The organism is Phreatobacter stygius (genome assembly GCF_005144885.1).
GTDB classification, from domain to species: Bacteria; Pseudomonadota; Alphaproteobacteria; order Rhizobiales; family Phreatobacteraceae; genus Phreatobacter; species Phreatobacter stygius.
Window position 1 is genome coordinate 4,328,903 of sequence record NZ_CP039690.1, and the last position, 15,466, is coordinate 4,344,368.

Annotated in this window: 14 protein-coding genes and 1 pseudogene; 8 read left to right on the forward strand and 7 right to left on the reverse strand. The window is 67.7% G+C overall.

The genetic code is table 11. The features are described 5' to 3' along the window. The first annotated feature begins 238 nt into the window (after nt 1–238). From E8M01_RS20335 to E8M01_RS20345, 3 genes are all read left to right on the forward strand, one after another. Nucleotides 239–1,810 carry an ABC transporter substrate-binding protein gene (locus E8M01_RS20335; protein ID WP_136961804.1) on the forward strand — a complete coding sequence of 524 codons (1,572 nt, stop codon included), beginning with the start codon at nt 239–241 and terminating at the stop codon, nt 1,808–1,810. A gap of 163 nt (nt 1,811–1,973) precedes the next feature. Continuing rightward, nucleotides 1,974–2,918, forward strand: a complete 945-nt coding sequence (locus E8M01_RS20340; protein WP_170181990.1) for an alpha/beta fold hydrolase — start codon at nt 1,974–1,976, stop codon at nt 2,916–2,918. Continuing rightward, on the forward strand, nt 2,915–3,283 hold the full coding sequence (locus E8M01_RS20345) for an antibiotic biosynthesis monooxygenase family protein (protein WP_136961806.1): 369 nt from the start codon (nt 2,915–2,917) through the stop codon (nt 3,281–3,283). The genes E8M01_RS20340 and E8M01_RS20345 overlap by 4 nt, the downstream gene beginning before the upstream one ends. A 15-nt stretch (nt 3,284–3,298) precedes the next feature. Here the strand turns inward: E8M01_RS20345 and E8M01_RS20350 are convergent, their stop codons facing one another. The 6 genes and pseudogenes from E8M01_RS20350 to E8M01_RS20375 all read right to left on the reverse strand — a co-directional run bounded on the left by E8M01_RS20350 (nt 3,299) and on the right by E8M01_RS20375 (nt 8,422). Next, nucleotides 3,299–4,381: a pyridoxal phosphate-dependent aminotransferase gene (locus E8M01_RS20350; protein WP_215908778.1), complete on the reverse strand. Its 1,083-nt coding sequence runs from the start codon at nt 4,379–4,381 to the stop codon at nt 3,299–3,301. A 64-nt stretch (nt 4,382–4,445) separates the two neighbouring features. Further along, nucleotides 4,446–4,625, reverse strand: a pseudogene (locus tag E8M01_RS20355) (type B chloramphenicol O-acetyltransferase); the annotation flags it as partial. A gap of 233 nt (nt 4,626–4,858) precedes the next feature. Then, nucleotides 4,859–5,662 (reverse strand): crotonase/enoyl-CoA hydratase family protein, encoded by an 804-nt coding sequence (locus E8M01_RS20360; protein ID WP_136961809.1) that lies wholly within the window; start codon nt 5,660–5,662, stop codon nt 4,859–4,861. Next, on the reverse strand, nt 5,659–6,714 hold the full coding sequence (locus tag E8M01_RS20365) for an acyl-CoA dehydrogenase family protein (protein WP_136961810.1): 1,056 nt from the start codon (nt 6,712–6,714) through the stop codon (nt 5,659–5,661). The genes E8M01_RS20360 and E8M01_RS20365 overlap by 4 nt, the downstream gene beginning before the upstream one ends. A gap of 5 nt (nt 6,715–6,719) precedes the next feature. Next, nucleotides 6,720–7,880, reverse strand: coding sequence for an acyl-CoA dehydrogenase family protein (locus tag E8M01_RS20370; RefSeq protein WP_136961811.1), 1,161 nt, complete (start codon nt 7,878–7,880; stop codon nt 6,720–6,722). 101 nt (nt 7,881–7,981) lie between these two features. Beyond that, nucleotides 7,982–8,422 carry a response regulator gene (locus E8M01_RS20375; RefSeq protein ID WP_170181991.1) on the reverse strand — a complete coding sequence of 147 codons (441 nt, stop codon included), beginning with the start codon at nt 8,420–8,422 and terminating at the stop codon, nt 7,982–7,984. A gap of 259 nt (nt 8,423–8,681) precedes the next feature. On the opposite strand from E8M01_RS20375, the gene E8M01_RS20380 reads away from it, so the two are divergent. Beyond that, nucleotides 8,682–10,814 carry a sensor histidine kinase gene (locus E8M01_RS20380; RefSeq protein WP_170181992.1) on the forward strand — a complete coding sequence of 711 codons (2,133 nt, stop codon included), beginning with the start codon at nt 8,682–8,684 and terminating at the stop codon, nt 10,812–10,814. 36 nt (nt 10,815–10,850) lie between these two features. Further along, nucleotides 10,851–11,255 (forward strand): response regulator, encoded by a 405-nt coding sequence (locus E8M01_RS20385; protein WP_136961814.1) that lies wholly within the window; start codon nt 10,851–10,853, stop codon nt 11,253–11,255. Between the two features lie 92 nt (nt 11,256–11,347). Here E8M01_RS20385 and E8M01_RS20390 read toward each other — a convergent pair whose 3' ends face one another. Beyond that, nucleotides 11,348–12,181, reverse strand: coding sequence for an AraC family transcriptional regulator (locus E8M01_RS20390; protein ID WP_136961815.1), 834 nt, complete (start codon nt 12,179–12,181; stop codon nt 11,348–11,350). Nucleotides 12,182–12,370: 189 nt separating this feature from the next. Here E8M01_RS20390 and modA point away from each other — a divergent pair, with 189 nt between their 5' ends. The 3 genes from modA to E8M01_RS20405 all read left to right on the forward strand — a co-directional run bounded on the left by modA (nt 12,371) and on the right by E8M01_RS20405 (nt 15,442). After that, entirely contained in the window at nt 12,371–13,159 is a 789-nt protein-coding gene (modA, locus tag E8M01_RS20395) for a molybdate ABC transporter substrate-binding protein (RefSeq protein ID WP_136961816.1), read from the forward strand. Between the two features lie 31 nt (nt 13,160–13,190). Then, nucleotides 13,191–14,315 carry a molybdenum ABC transporter ATP-binding protein gene (gene modC / locus E8M01_RS20400; RefSeq protein ID WP_136961817.1) on the forward strand — a complete coding sequence of 375 codons (1,125 nt, stop codon included), beginning with the start codon at nt 13,191–13,193 and terminating at the stop codon, nt 14,313–14,315. Nucleotides 14,316–14,440: 125 nt separating this feature from the next. Further along, nucleotides 14,441–15,442 (forward strand): hypothetical protein, encoded by a 1,002-nt coding sequence (locus tag E8M01_RS20405; protein WP_136961818.1) that lies wholly within the window; start codon nt 14,441–14,443, stop codon nt 15,440–15,442. The last annotated feature ends 24 nt before the right edge of the window (nt 15,443–15,466 follow it).

The following is a 15,466-nucleotide window of genomic DNA, read 5'->3' on the forward strand; positions in this document are numbered from 1 at the left end:
CCATGCCCCCGCCGAGGCGCGCAATGCGGTCGCCGCCGCGACCGCGCCGATCGTCGCCACCAGCATCTGACCGGAACGACACCCGGCGCGATGCGCGAAAGCGCGTCGCGCCGGGTGCCTGTCTCACGACCGGTCCCGGGGATCGTGCCGCTGGCGATGCTTCATGAGCTGAGAAAGGTTGACGCCGGGGTCATCGATCGTCTCGACTGGGGTTCCGCCGTATCCCGGAGTGACCCCGATGCATCGTCGTACGCTTCTCAATGGTGCCGCCGCCTCGCTTTTTGCCGCGCCTGCTCTCGGTCAGGACACGCGAGCCACGACGCTGCGCTTCGTGCCGCAGGCCAATCTCACCTCGCTCGACCCGATCTGGACCACCGCGACGGTGACCGGCAATCACGGCTATTACGTCTATGACACGCTGTATGGCGAGGACGCGAACTACAAACCCCAGCCGCAAATGGCCGAGGGCCACGAGGTGCTCGACAATGGCCGCAAATGGCGCATCCGGCTGCGCGAAGGGCTGAAGTTCCATGACGGCAGCCCGGTGCGCGCGGTCGACTGCACCACCAGCATCGCCCGTTGGTGCCAGCGCGACACCTTTGGCCTCTTGCTCGGCAAGGCGACCGAGGGTTTCACCATTGTCGACGACCGGACCTTCGAGATCCGGCTGACCCGCGCCTTTCCGCTGCTGCTCAACGCGCTCGCCAAAGCCGACGGCGCTTGCTTCATGATGCCCGAACGGCTGGCCAAAACCGATGGCAACAGGCAGATCACCGAGGTCGTCGGCTCCGGCCCCTATCGTTTCATGGCGGCCGAGTACAATTCCGGCGTCCGGTCGGTCTATGAGAAATTCGATGGCTATGTGCCGCGCCGCGAGCCGCCGAGCCGCAATTCCGGCGGCAAGATCACGCATTTCCCGCGCATCGAATGGCAGATCATTCCGGATCCCGCGACCGCCGCCAACGCCTTGATGCGCGGCGAGGTCGACTGGTGGGAGCGCCCGCTCGCCGACCTGCAGCCGATGCTGGCGCGCAATCGCGACATCGTCCGCGAGGTCATCGACCTCACCGGCCGCACTTCGATCATGCGGCTCAACCATCTGCAGCCGCCCTTCGACAACGTGAAGGTGCGCCAGGCCGTGCGCATGGCGGTGCGGCAGGAAGAATATATGCGGGCCAGCCAGGGCGACGACACCACGATCTGGCAGACCTGCAGGAGCCTGTGGGGCCGCGGCACGCCGAACTATGCCGGCGAGCAGGAAGACCTGATGCCGCAAAGCATCGAGACAGCCAGGGAGGCGCTGAAGGCCTCGGGCTATTCCGGCCAGAAGGTGGTGATCATCAACCCGACCGATTTCCCCGATATCGGGCCGCTCGGCCAGGTGACCGCCGACGTGCTCGGCAAGATCGGCATGAATGTCGACCTGAACGAGAGCGACTGGGGCACCGTGATCCAGCGGCGCAACAGCCGCGAGCCCGTGGAAAAGGGCGGCTGGAGCATCTTCCACACCACCGGCAGCACGTTTGGCTGGAGCAATCCGGCGCTCTCCACTCTGGTGCGCGGCCCGGGCCAGGCCGGCTGGTTCGGCTGGTGGACCAATCAGCAGGCTGAAGCCCTGGCCGAGGAATGGCTGTTCGCCTCCGACGAGGCCGCGCAGAAGAAGGCGGCCGGCACCTTGGGGCGTCTGGCACTCGACCAGGTGGCGACCGTGCCGCTCGGCCAGTTCACCATCAAGACGGCCTATCGCAAGAGCCTGAGCGGCATCCTCGCGGGCTCGGCCCCCTATCCCTGGTCGGTCAAGCGGGCCTGAGGCCGGAGCCGCCGACGCTTCGGTCCGCGCCGAACCGATCGGGCCGCGATCCCGTCCAGGATCCGGGTCGTGTAGAAGGCGGTTTGCTTGAACATGTTCAAGCCCTCCGCGTTCGGTCCGGCGACAAGGAGACGGCGCAATGGAAGCGGCTTGCGAGCGAACCATGATCCTGCCGGGCAGGGCGGCAACCGGCACGACGGGCTGGCAGCCGGCCCTGCTGATGCGCGAGCAGACATTGGCCGCGGTCGACCGGGCGCGGCCGGTGCTCTATGTCCACGGCGCGACCTTCCCGTCCGCCTGTTCGATCATGTTCCGGTTCGACCGTGTCTCCTGGGCCGACGTGCTGGCCTGTGTCGGATTTTCGGTCTGGGCCTTCGATTTCGCCGGCTTCGGCGGTTCCGAGGCCTATCCCGACGACCCGCAGATGGCGCGGCCGCCCGGCCAACCCCTTGGCCGCGCGCCGGAGGCGGCCGGCCAGATCGAGCGGGTCGTCCGCGCCGTGCTGGCCGAGACCGGGGCCGCCAGGGTTTCGATCATCGCGCATTCCTGGGGCACGATCGCCGCGGGGCGGTTCGCCGCCGCGCACCCCGATCTCGTCGATCGCCTGGTTCTGTTCGGCCCGATCGTCCGGCGCGAGACGGTCCGCGAAACGCCACCGCTCGATCCGCTGCGCCTGGTCACCATCGCCCAGCAATATCAGCGCTTTGTCGAGGACGTGCCGGCAGGCCATCCGCCGGTTCTTCTCGACCGCCATTTCAGGCTCTGGGCCGAAGCCTATCTGGCTTCCGACCGGCACAGCGCCGGGCGGTCCCCGCCATCGGTGCGCATTCCCAATGGTCCGGCGGCGGATATCATGGCGGCCTGGTCCGGCAGGCTCGGCTATGACCCGGGCCTGATCACCGCGCCGACCGCCATCCTGCGCGGCGAATGGGACAGCCTGACCACCGATGCGGATGCGGCCTGGCTGATGGCCGCGCTGACCGGAACGCCGGAAAAGCGCGACATCAAGATCGCCAGGGGCACCCATCTCATGCATCTGGAGGAGAGCCGCGGCGACCTCTACCGGGCTACGATCGCCTTTCTCCAGGGGACAGAGATAGCGCCATGATTGCGGTCATTTTCGAGGTTTCGCCGGCCGAGGGCCGCAAGTCCGACTACATGACGCTGGCCGCCCGGCTGCGCGACGACCTGCACGGCATGGACGGCTTCGTCTCGGTCGAGCGCTTCCAGAGCCTGACCGATCCGGACAAGCTCCTGTCGTTGTCGTTCTGGCGCGACGAAGCCGCGGTCGCCGGCTGGCGCAACCACATCAAACATCGCGCCACCCAGGCCGCCGGCCGCGGCGGCATCTTCCGCGACTACCGCCTGCGGGTTGCCGCGGTGCTGCGCGACTATGCCATGACCGAGCGGCGCGACGAGGCGCCGGCCGACAGCCGCGCGGCCCATGAGGACCGCCCGGCGGCCGGTCTCTGACGCGCGCTCGCTGTATCAGGCTTGCCGGCTCAGGGCATCGACCGCCGCCAGCAGTGCATCATTCTCGTCAGGCGTGCCGATGGTGATGCGCAGGCGGTGGCGCAGGCGATCCTGATCGAACCAGCGGACGAAGATGCCGCGGGCGGCAAGACCGCGATACAGCGCCTCGGCTCCGCCGGCCGTTTCGTGCGCAGCGGTGGCCAGCAGGAAATTGGTTTCCGACGCGGCGCAGTCGAAGCCGCGTGCGCCCAGTTCGCGCGCCAGGCGTGCGCGTTCGGCACGGATCGTCGCCCAGCCTTCGGCGGCATGTCCATGGTGGCGGAGCGCGGTCTCGGCGAGCCTCTGCGAGATCGCGTCGACATTGTAGGAATCCTTGGTCTTGGTCAGCATCGGCGCGATCAGCGGCGCCGCGCCGATGCCATAGGCGAACCGCAGGCCGGCCAGCGAATACCCCTTGCTCATGGTGCGCAGCAGCAGGACGTTCGGAAGGTCCCGGATCAGTGCGAGGGTGTCGTGGCCGCGCGCCGGATCGACGAAATCGACATAGGCCTCGTCGATCAGCAGGACCCCGCGGAAGGCGGCGGCGACGGCGGCGAGTTCGGCCGCCGAACTCAGGCGCCCCGACGGCGCGTGCGGGTTCACCAGGATCGCCAGCCGGGCGCCGGCTGCGTTCCACACCGCGGCGCTGCCGCTCGCCAGCGACCAGTCGTCTGCGAGTGGCGCGCGGCACAGGCGGCAGTCCTGGATGGCCGCGAGGACGGGATAGAGCGAATAGCTCGGCTCGGCGATGCCGACGGTGCCACCGGGATCCAGGAAGGTCGTAAAGGCCAGGCGCAGCAGTTCATCGCCGCCATTGGTCGCGATGATGTGCTCCGGCGCCACGCCGTGCAGCGCGGCAGCGGCCTGCCGAAAGCCGCGCGCCACCGGGTCGGGATAACGGCGCAAGGCATCGGCCGGGATGTCGCGCAAGGCTGCCATCACGGCCGGCGCGGGCGGGAACGGGTTCTCGTTGGTGTTCAGCTTGGCGACAACCAGCCCGTCCGGCTGGGCGCCGGGCACATAGCCCGCCATCTCGGCGATGCTTTGACGTTCAAACACTGTTCCATTCCTGTTCAATCGGGTCTCCATCCGCCGCGCCGGCGGCGTGGCGTCGCCGCCGGGCCTACCGATCGCCGCGATGGGCTGCTTTCCACCGGGCGTGGAGGGCCGCTATGTCGCCGGCGCAAAGGAGTGCCATGGCCGCCTTGATCTGGTCGAGCGGCCAGTCCCACCAGGCCATGTCGAGGGGCATTGTGATGTCGCCGTCGGCAAATCGCTTGCGGATCGGCCTGGCCGGGTTGCCGCAGCGGCCGACCCTGATGTTCGGATTGGTCACCTGGTCCGACAGCAGTGCGCTCTTGAATGGGCTTTCGAAGGCATTGCCCATGTCCGGTCTCCCTGGTGGCACGGGCCATGTGCCGGCCGATGGACCGGCGACGCATACATCCGCCGTCCGAGGCCTGAAAGGCCTCGCGCCGCAAGGGTGGGATCTCGCGGCAGCCGGGGCCGCACGGCGGGTGCCCGGCAGCGAGCGCCTCAGCGCCCTGTGAAGACCGGCTTGCGCTTCTCCAGCCAGGCATCGACCGCCTCGCGATGGTCCTCGGTCTCGTGGGCCATCGCCTGGAACGCCGCCGACAGTTCGAGCAGCGTATCGAGCCGGACATGCTGGCCCTCGCGCATCAGCCGTTTGCTGAAGCGCACCGCGGTGATCGGATTGGCGGCGATCCGGCCGGCCATGGCCCGGGCCTGATCCATCAGCGTGTCATGGGGCACCACCTTCGACACCAGCCCGCAGGCCTTGGCCTCCTCGGCCGACAGGGTGTCGCCGGTAAAGGTCATCTCGGCGGCTTTCGACATGCCGACCAGGCGCGGCAGGAGCCAGGCCCCGCCATCGCCTGGAATGATGCCGAGCTTGACGAAGCTCTCGGCGAACACCGCCTTGTCGGAGGCGATGCGGATGTCGCACATGCAGGCGAGGTCGAGGCCGACGCCAATGGCATGGCCGTTGACCGCCGCGATGGTCGGCACCTCCAGCTCGTAGAGCGCCAACGGAATGCGCTGGACGCTGCGCCGGTAGCTGTTGCGGGTGGCGATCGGTGTTTCCTTCGGCGCGAAGCCGGTGCGGTCGCGCATTTTCTTGAGATTGCCGCCGGCACTGAACGAGGCCCCGGCGCCGGTCAGGATCACCGCCGCGATCGATGTATCGGCGGTGATGTCCCGGCAGGCGTCGACGAATTCGTCGCAGCTCTCGACGTCGGAGATGGCATTGCGTTCCTCCGGCCGGTTCATCGTGAGGGTGACGATCGCGCCGTCGCGGGTGATGTCGAGGAAGGAGGTCATGCCGGATCGTCTCGCGTCAGGAGGGGCCAGAGCTTGTCGCCGCCGGCTTCGAGGACCGTGGCGCCGAGCTCTTCCGCCCACCAGGTCTCGGCGCCGAATTCCAGTCGCCAGAGCCAGAGGCGGCGGGTGAAATAATGCAGCATGTGTTCGTCGGTGACGCCGATCGCGCCATGCACCTGATGGGCGATCGCGCAGCCGAGCCGCGCCGCCTCGCTGCAGCGGATCCGGGCGACGGCGGCTTCGAACCCGGCCTTGCCCAGACCGGCCTCGCTCTTGTCGCGCGCCCGCCAGCCGGCTGCCGAGGCGACTTCCGCCGCAGCGACTTCCGCCGCCAGTTGCGCCAGGGATTGCTGGATCGCCTGGAACCGGCCGATCGGCCGGCCGAACTGCTGGCGGGTATTGGCATAATCGACGGCGAGTTCCATCACCCGCCGGAGCGCGCCGGCGATCTGGCTGGCGCGCATCAGCGCGCCGAGCTCCAGGATGCCGACCGCGGCGGCGGCCTCGATCGGCGCGGTCGCGACGGGCTTCGCGCCCCTCAGCACCACGTCGTCGCGGGCGTCCCGGCCGATCGACCTCAAGGGATGTGCCTCGGCGTGGCGGAGGTCGAGAAGGCACAGCCGGGTGTCGTCGTCGGGGCCCGCGGCGACCACCAGATGACTTGCCGCGTGGGCCCAGGCAACCGCCGGCAGCCGGCCCTCGATGAGGCCGTCATCGACTTTCAAGGCCCGGCCATCGGCGAACACGAGCACGCCCTCGGGAATCGCGATGCCGGCGCGCGCCAGCAGGGCGGCCGCGATCATCGTCTCGCCGAGCGGGATTGGCGCCGCGAAGCGTCCGGTGCGTTGCAGGATCGCGCCGGCCTCCGACCAGCCGAGCCCGCTGCCGCCGGCCGCTTCGGGAACCAGCGCCGTGCGCAAGCCGAAGTCCTCGACCGCCGACCAGAGCGCCGCCGGCCAGATGCCGCTCTCGGCGGCATGCAGGCAGTTGCGATCGACATGGTCGAGGAACAGTCGCTCCAGCTGATCGCCGAGCAGTGCCGCCAGGTCCATCGCGTTCACCTCAGGCCAAGGCCGCGGGCGGTCAGCCCGCGCATGATTTCGCGGGTGCCGCCGCGCAGCGAGAAGGTCGGCGCGACCTGGGTGACATAGGCGGTCGCCGCGGCAAGCCCGCCCGGATCGTCGAAGGCCGGCGGCAGGCCGACCAGGTCCTCGACCAGGCGCGGCGTATCCTGCTCGAGATCGACGCCGAGATCCTTGATCAGCGCGGCTTCCTGCAGCGGCGTCGCGCCGGCCTGCAACATGCCGGCGACCGAGATCGACATGGCGCGGAGCGTAGCGAGCCGTGCCACCAGCCGGCCGACGTCACGGGCGGCTTGCGCTTCGAAGCCGGTCTTGCCGATCGCATCGAGCATCGGCGGAACCAGCGGATAGGCGCTGAGATAGCGGTCCGGGCCGCTGCGCTCGAAGGCAAGCTCGGCATTGACCTGCGCCCAGCCGTCGCCTTCGCGGCCGACCATCATGCTGTCGGGAACAAAGACGGCGTCGAAGCGCACCTCGTTGAAATGGCTTTCGCCGGTCAGATCGGCGATCGGCCGGATCTCGATGCCGGACGACTTCAGATCGATCAGGAACTGCGACAGCCCGATATGGCGCGCCGTCTCGGATGCCGGCGCCGTGCGGAACAACCCGATCATGAAGTCCGATTGATGGGCGTTGGTGGTCCAGATCTTGGCGCCGTCGAGCCGCCAGCCGCCGCTGATCCGGGTCGCCTTGGACCTGAGCGAGGCGAGGTCCGAGCCGGAATCGGGCTCGCTCAAGCCGATGCAGAAGGCGAGCTCGCCGCGCGCGATGCGTGGCAGGAATTCGCGCTTCTGCTCGTCAGTGCCGACCCGCAGGATCAAGGGGCCGCTCTGGCGGTCGGCGATCCAATGCGCCGCGACCGGCGCACCGGCGGCCAGCATTTCCTCCAGCACGACATAACGCTCGAGCGCACTGCGCTCGTGGCCGCCGTAATTGGCCGGCCAGGTCATGCCGATCCAGCCGTGCCGGCCGACCTGCCGGCTGAAGTCGCGGTCGAAAGCGGTCCACGACCGGGCCCGGTCGGCGATCGTCCAACCGGCCGAAACATCGTTCAGGAAGTTGCGGACCTTGGACCTGAGCGCCCGCGCCTCGTCGCGCGGCAGGTCGCAAAGCTCGAAATGGAATGCGGCAGCCATGATCGGTTCCCTCGGCTTGCTCCGAGGCTAGCATCACCTGACCCTGGCCGGGAGGAAAGCCGTGTCCCCCAAAGGTCGGAGGTTGTCTCGGCCCCGAGTGGTCAGGCGGCGTGGCGGGCCGTCTTCTTCCAGTAGTCGACGATGGCGCCGATCATCGCGCGATAGTCCTGCAGCGCCGAGGGCTTGCGGAACATGGCATTGGCGCCGGCCTCATAGGCCTTGTCGATCGCCTGCTTGGTGTCGGCGCCGGAAATCACCACGACCGGGATCTGCCGGAGCGTCTCGTCCTTGCGCAGGGCTTTCAGGAAATCGAAGCCGTTCATCGCGCCCAGCTCCAGATCCAGGATGATGATATCGGGATCCTCGGCCAGCGCCGGATTGTCGCCGCCCTCGTTCTCGAAGTTCAGCCGCGCCAGCGCCTGTTCGGCCGAAGCGAAGGTTTCGAAGCTGCATTCGCTGAGCGCTTCTTCGAAAAATTGCATCATGAAGCCGATGTCATGCAACTCGTCGTCAACAATCATCAGGCGGGTGAGCTGCCGCATGTCCGTCTCCGGCAAGGCCAATGCATGATTTGGAGGCGACATGAAACAATGCCGCCGTTAATTTTTCACTGACCGGGCGCGTCCATTCAAGACGCACCGGAACCACCACGTCGCGCACGCGGAGGTTGCTGCCGCGACTCACGCGGCGATATGAGGAGGGCGCTTGGCACGCGCTGTCAAGTTGTCGTAGCGCTGAGTGGCTCAATCGCGAATCGGACCAGAAGGGGCGTCTATGCAAGGGCCGGTCAAAGCGAGGTCCTTGGCGCACTACCTTGCCGCCTTCGCGGCGGCGCTCGCCATACCTCCGCTGATCTTCGCGGCCTATGTCACCTATCGCTATGCCTGGTCCGAATGGCAGCGTTTCGAGGCGGTGGCCTATCAGCGCAACGAAGATCTCGTCGCCGATCTCGACCGGCTCCTGGCCGCGCGCATTTCCCTGCTGCAGGCCCTGGCGACGTCGCCGGCGATCGACAATGCCGACTTCCGGCGCTTTGATCTGCAGGCGCGCCAGTTCGTCGAACAGGGCATCGCGATCCGGATGCGCGATCGGACCAACCAGGTCGTCATCGATACGGCGCGCCCCTTGGGCGCCCCCTTGGGCAAAGAGCCGATCACCGCGCGGCAACAGGAGGTGCTGGAAGCGAAACAGCCCTTCATCACCGACCTCTATACGCGCCAGGCCGAAGGCCAGTACGCGGTCGGTATCAGCGTACCCGTCATTCGCGACGGCGAGGTGTTGTATTTCCTGACCACCGCGCTCAGTCCGGCCTATCTTGCGCGCTTTCTCGGGGAACGCGGGGTCGAGCCGCCCTATTATGCCTCGATCGCGGACCGCGCCGGCCGGGTCATCACCCGGTCCACCCGGCATGAGGAATCGGTCGGCCGTGCCTTGCCGGGTTATGAGCGGATCCGCGATGCCAAGGGCGCCTGGAGCGGCGTCAATCCCGAGGGCGTCGCCGTCTCCGCCTATTACAACCGCTCGGAGCTTTCCGGCTGGTTCGTCACGACCGGGGTCGACCGCCAGGCGCTGGAAGCGCCCATGCGCTCGTTGCTGTGGCGGTTGTTCGCGCTCGCCGCCGCGCTGCTCACCCTGTCGGTCGGCACCGCCACCTTTCTCGCCCACCGGTTTTCGCAGGCAAGCTCGGCGCTCGCCGGCGCGGCCGACGCGGTCGGCACCGGCCAACTGGCCGCCACGCCGCAGACGCCGATCAGCGAAATCAACCGCATCGGCGCTGCCTTTTCCCGCGCCTCGGTCCAGCTGCAGGAACAGGCCAAGGCACTCGAGCGCGCCAATCAGGATCTCGAATTGCGGGTGGCCCGGCGCACCGGCGAACTGGCCGCCAGCGAGGAGCGCCACCGTCTGCTCGCCGACAACTCGACCGATGTCATCTTGCTGCGCAAGGCCTCGGGGCCGGTCACCTTCGCCTCACCGTCCTGCTTGAGACTGCTCGGCTACAGCGTCGCGGAAATGCAGACCAAATTGCCCGACGACCTGATCCACCCCGACGACCTCGGTCGGGTTCTCGCGATCAACCGGGCGATCGGCCCGGCCAATCCTTCGGCGTCGAGCATCCATCGCCTGCGCCACAAGGACGGCCACTGGATCTGGGTCCAGAGCACCTACAGTTTCATGGCGCAGGTCGGCCCGGATCGGCCGAACATCATGGCGGTGGTGCGCGATGACACCGAACGGCAATTGCGGGAACTCAAGCTGCGTCATTCCAACGAAGCGCTCCAGCAATTCTCGGCGATCGTTTCGCACGACCTGCAGGCGCCCCTGCGCCACATCAACATGTTCTCCGACCTGCTGCAGGCCCGCGTCGGAAACCAGGATGCCGAGACCACCGGTTATGCCAGGCGGATCATGGCCAGCGTCGAGCGGATGCAGCGCCAGATCCGCAGCCTGCTGGTCTATACGCAGGTCGCCTATGCGACGGTCAAATCGGAAGAGGTACCGCTGGAGCGCGTCATTGCCGAGGCCACAGCCCTGCTCGACACGCAGGTCGAGGAGGCTGGCGCCAGGATCGATCTGATCGATCGGCCGGTCCTCTGGGGCGATCCGGATCTGCTGGTCACGCTGTTCCAGAACCTCATCGCCAATGCCCTCAAATACCGCCGTGATGATCCGCCGGTCGTCACGATCACGGCGCAAGCCTCTGGCCAGCAATGGGAAATCTCAGTCGAGGACAAGGGCCTCGGCATCGATCCGCAATATAGCGAGCGCATCTTCGAGATCTTCCGGCGGCTGCATCGCGACGAGAGCCGCTATCCCGGCATGGGGCTCGGCCTGGCGCTGTGCCGGCGCATCGTCGAGAGCCACGACGGCCAGATCTGGCTCGACACCGGCTATTCTCAAGGCGCGCGATTCAGGCTTACACTCCCCCGCCGATGACATCGATGGCCGTGCGTTCGGCGGCCGGGAGCAGTAATGGATCTTCACAAGAGGCGTCTTCTCATTGTGGATGACGATGCCGACGAGGTGTTCTTCGTCGAAAACGCATTCAAGGGAGTTTCGACTCCCGTGGAAATACGACATGCCGAGAGCGGCGAAGCGGCGCTCGCACAGATCAAGACGTTCAATCCCGGCCTCATCCTGCTCGACCTGAACATGCCCGGCATGAACGGCCATGACGTGTTGCGGGCGATCAAACAGGACGACGAGACCTGCGGACTGGCCACCGTCATCTTCAGTTCGTCCGAACAGCGGGCGGATATCGACGCCTGCTATCGCGGCAACGCCAATGCCTATGTGGTGAAGCCGCGCTCGTCCGACGGCTACCGGGAACTGGCCGAAAATATCACGCGGTTCTGGTTCGAGACCGCCCGCCTCTGAGGCCGGGCCGCCGGGCCATGGCTGGACGGCGCCGCGGCTCGGCGTCGCCGTCCGGCCTTGTGGCCCGGCCGACCCCCGGGCGGAGCGGGCGTTCAGGTCTTGATCGGGATCCAGATCTCCAGCCCGCCATTGCCGGTGCGTGGGTCGAATTCCTCGCCATAACGTTCGAACAGCGGAGCGTCCGTGGCGTTGTGGCCCGATTCCGGCAGCCACTTGCTCCAGATCGTGTGCATGGTGCGGCGGATGGTCGAGATGTGGTCGCGATGGGCGAAGACGGCATAACGCTGGGCCGCCACGCGGAGGCGGGCGAGGTCCTGCGGCAGGCCTGAGACGTCGCTGACCTCGACGCCGCACAGATAGTCGAAATTGCCGTCGTCGTCGCTGTTGTAGCAGACGCCGTAGGAGACCTGCCCGACCTGTCCCGGGACATGGCCGAAATGCGGCCCGAAGCGTTGCCACTGGGCCGGGATGGCTCTGCTGCTGTCGCAGCTGTAGCGCTCGTTCAGGCCGGCGATCAGCAAGGCCTTGCCGTCTTCGATGCGCGGTGTTTCGAGATGGGCGAGGAGGGCTTCGTTCATTTTGATCGGCTCCACCAGGGGCACATTGACGAGATGGCGTTGGCTGCGCACCTGTTCGGGCGTCAGCCCGAACAGGTCGCGAAACGCCCGTGTGAAGGCTTCGTGAGAGCCGTAACCGGCGTCGAGGGCGACCGCCAGGATGTCGGGCGCACCGTCGGCAAGCGATCGGGCGGCCTCGCTCAGGCGGCGGCCGCGCAGATAACGCACGGCCGACTGACCTGTCGCGGCGACGAAAGCGCGGGTCAGGTAGAAGCGGGAAACCCCGCCCACCGCCGCGATGTCGTCGAGCTCGATGCTGTCGGCGAAATGGCCTTCAATGAACCAGAGGGCTTTTTCAACGGGGGTCATGGCAGCTCTCATGCGAAGCGCGATGCCGTTGGTATCGGCATTGGGCGAAGCTCATTTGATCGTTCTTGCGCAGGCCGCGTGGCGCGACGTTCTTGGCATTTGCCCGATGCTTGCACGAACCGCGGCTGTCGGCTCGACCAAAGCGCTATATTCCGATAGCTATAGCGTGGATCACCGATGGAGCCCTTCATGCCGTTCGTCCCTGGCCGCCGCGCCGTCCTTGCCTTGCTTGCCGTCTTTGCCCTCTCCGGTGCCCGTCCGGCGTCAGCCCAGGAGACGCGCCCGGTCCTGGTCTTTGCCGCCGCCAGCTTGCAGACCGCGCTCAACGGTATCGCCGCGGAATGGCAGAAAGAGACCGGCAAGCGCGCGACCTTTTCTTATGCCGCCTCCTCGGCGCTGGCCCGGCAGATGGAGCAGGGCGCGCCGGCCGACCTGTTCGCCTCCGCCGACCTGGAGTGGATGGACTGGGTCCAGCAGCGCAACCTGATCCGACCCGGCAGCCGCCAGACGCTGCTGGCCAACACGCTGGTGCTGATCGCGCCGGCGAGCCTGGCGACCGACCTGAAGATCCAGCCGGGCTTTCCGCTCGCCGCCGCGATCGGCGATTCGCGCCTCGCCACCGGCGACCCGCGCGCCGTGCCGGTCGGGCGTTATGCCCAGGCGGCGCTGACCGCGCTCGGCGTCTGGAACGAGGTTCAGCCGCGCATTGCCGGCGCCGACAATGTCCGGGCGGCGCTGGCGCTGGTCGCCCGCGGCGAGGCCCGTTTCGGCATCGTCTATGCAACCGATGCCAGGACCGAAGCGCGGGTGAAGGTGGTCGACACCTTTCCCGCCGGCAGCCATCCGCCGGTGCTCTATCCCTTTGCCCTGACGGCGTCCTCCGCCCATCCCGATGCTGGCGCCTTCATGACCTACTTGCGTTCTCCCGCCGCGATCAGGATCTTCGAGGCCGAGGGCTTCTCGATCGTGAGGGACTAGGCGATATGGTCGGGATGGGAATGGCGGGCACATGATCGCTTTCGATTGCCGGCTCGACCGTTCCGATTTCCAGTTTGCGGCGGCCTTCGAGGGCGACCGCGGCATCACCGCCCTGTTCGGCCCCTCGGGCTCCGGCAAGTCGACGGCCATCCGCCTGATCGCCGGCCTGGAACGGCCGACCGCCGGGCGCATCGTCGTCGACGGCACCGTGCTGGTCGACACGGCCGCGGGTGTGGTCATGCCGCCGCACGCCCGCCGCATCGGCCTGGTGTTCCAGGACGCCTTGCTGTTCCCGCATCTGTCGGTCAGGTCGAACCTCACCTATGGCCGCTGGTTCACCGCCAGGGCGGAGCGCAGGATCGGCCTGGAACCGGTGGTCGAGGTGCTTGGCATCGGCCACCTGCTCGACCGCCGGCCGGGCACCTTGTCGGGCGGCGAGCGCCAGCGGGTGGCGATCGGCCGGGCGCTGCTGACCTCGCCGCGGCTGCTGCTGATGGACGAGCCGCTCGCCTCCCTCGACGCCGCGCGCAAGCTGGAAATCCTGCCCTTCATCGAACGGCTGCGCGACGAATTCGCCATTCCCATCGTCTATGTCAGCCATGCGGTCGAAGAGGTCGCCCGGCTCGCCTCGAAGGTCATCAAGCTCGATCGCGGCCGGGTCGTTGGCGCTGGAGCTGCGATCGACGTGCTGACGCCGACCTCGCTCGCCGACACGGCCGCACGTTTCGACGCCGTCTCCTTCGTCACCGGAACGGTGCTGCGCCAGTTGCGCGATTTCGGCGTCACGGTGCTTGGCCACCCGGCCGGCGAGATCACCGTGCCCGGCCTGATCGAGCCGACATCGGCACCGGTGCGCGTCACGGTCCGGGCCACCAATGTCACCCTTGCGGTCGGCCGGCCCGGCCAGATCAGCGTGCGCACCATGCTGGCCGGGCGGATCGTCAAGATGGAGGTCGATGACGGTCCCTTTGCGCTCGCCACCATCGAACTTGTCGGCGGTGAGCGGCTGATCGCCTATGCGACGCGGCTGGCGATGGACGACCTCGGCCTCGATGTCGGCGACGAAGTCACCGCCCTGGTCAAGGCGGTGGGGATCGACGAGCGCGGCGTCCCGGGCCTGAAATTGATCGGTGGCCACGCGGCACGGGCGGATTGACCGCCGGCTTGCCGCATGGCTGCCGCTCGTTCCACGTCGATCATGGTTAACCGATCCTCAATCCTCACACGCTCAGATGGTCGGCATGAACCGACTCATCCTGTCGGTGTGGAAGGCCGCAGGCCGTGACAAGCATCATTTCGAAGAGCTTTTACACCGCGACGTTCAGCCAGGCGTCGTCGGCTGCGGCCGCCGGCTCCAAGGCCGCGGCGACCCAGGCGGCCACGGCCGGCCAGCCTGCGTCGGTGCTGCTGCTGGGATCGGCGGAGGCCGACAAGCAGGCCGGCACATCGTCCTTGTTCGGCGCATCGAAGGCATTGTCGGAAGCGCAGAAATCGGCGCGCGACGTGCTCGCCAAGCTCGACCAGGTCCGGACGTCGGCGGTCGGCGAGCGCAAGGCCGCCGCCCAGCAGAAACTGGAGCTGGCACGCAAGAAGCTGCAGATGCTGCGCATGATGGGCGGCGACCCGAAGACGATCGCGCGGCAAGCCAAACAGATCGCCCAGGAGATCCGGGAAGCTGCCAGGGAATATGGCGCCGCCGTCCAGGCCGGCGCCGCGCCGCCAGTCAGTGGAGCCGCGGCTTCGGAAGCACCGTCCGCGCCCGCCGAGGCCGGAGCGGCGAAGACCGGCGACGCGCAGGCCGCCGCCACCGATCCGAAGGCCGGCGTCGAAACCCAGTCTGCAGCCGCGAAAGCGGCCGAGGGCGCCCAGGTCGGCCAGGGCCAGCAGGAGAAAAACGCCGCCGGCAATGCGACCGGCGACAAGACGACGATCCGCGAGCAGGCAGCCAAGGCCTATCAGGATGCGGCGGCGAAGCTGGCCCAGAAGTCGGCCTCGAACGAAACCGAGCGCGAGGCTCTCGACAAGTTCAAGCAGGCGGCCGACGAAGCCAAACGGCTGATCGAAGAGGCCGTGCGCAAGCTTCGGGCCCGCAATGCCAACGATCCCGATGCGCGCGAGGCCGAGAATGCCAGGCAGGCCATGATGGCGGAGGTCGACAAACTCGCCGAAACCATGCGCATCGCCGAAACCGCTGCTGGAACCGAGGCGGTCGGCGCGGCCGGCGAAGCCGAGGCCGGGGCGGATGCCGCCGTGGCCGTTCCCGTGATCAATATCCTGGCCTGACGCCAGCGGCATGGCCTGCCCGAA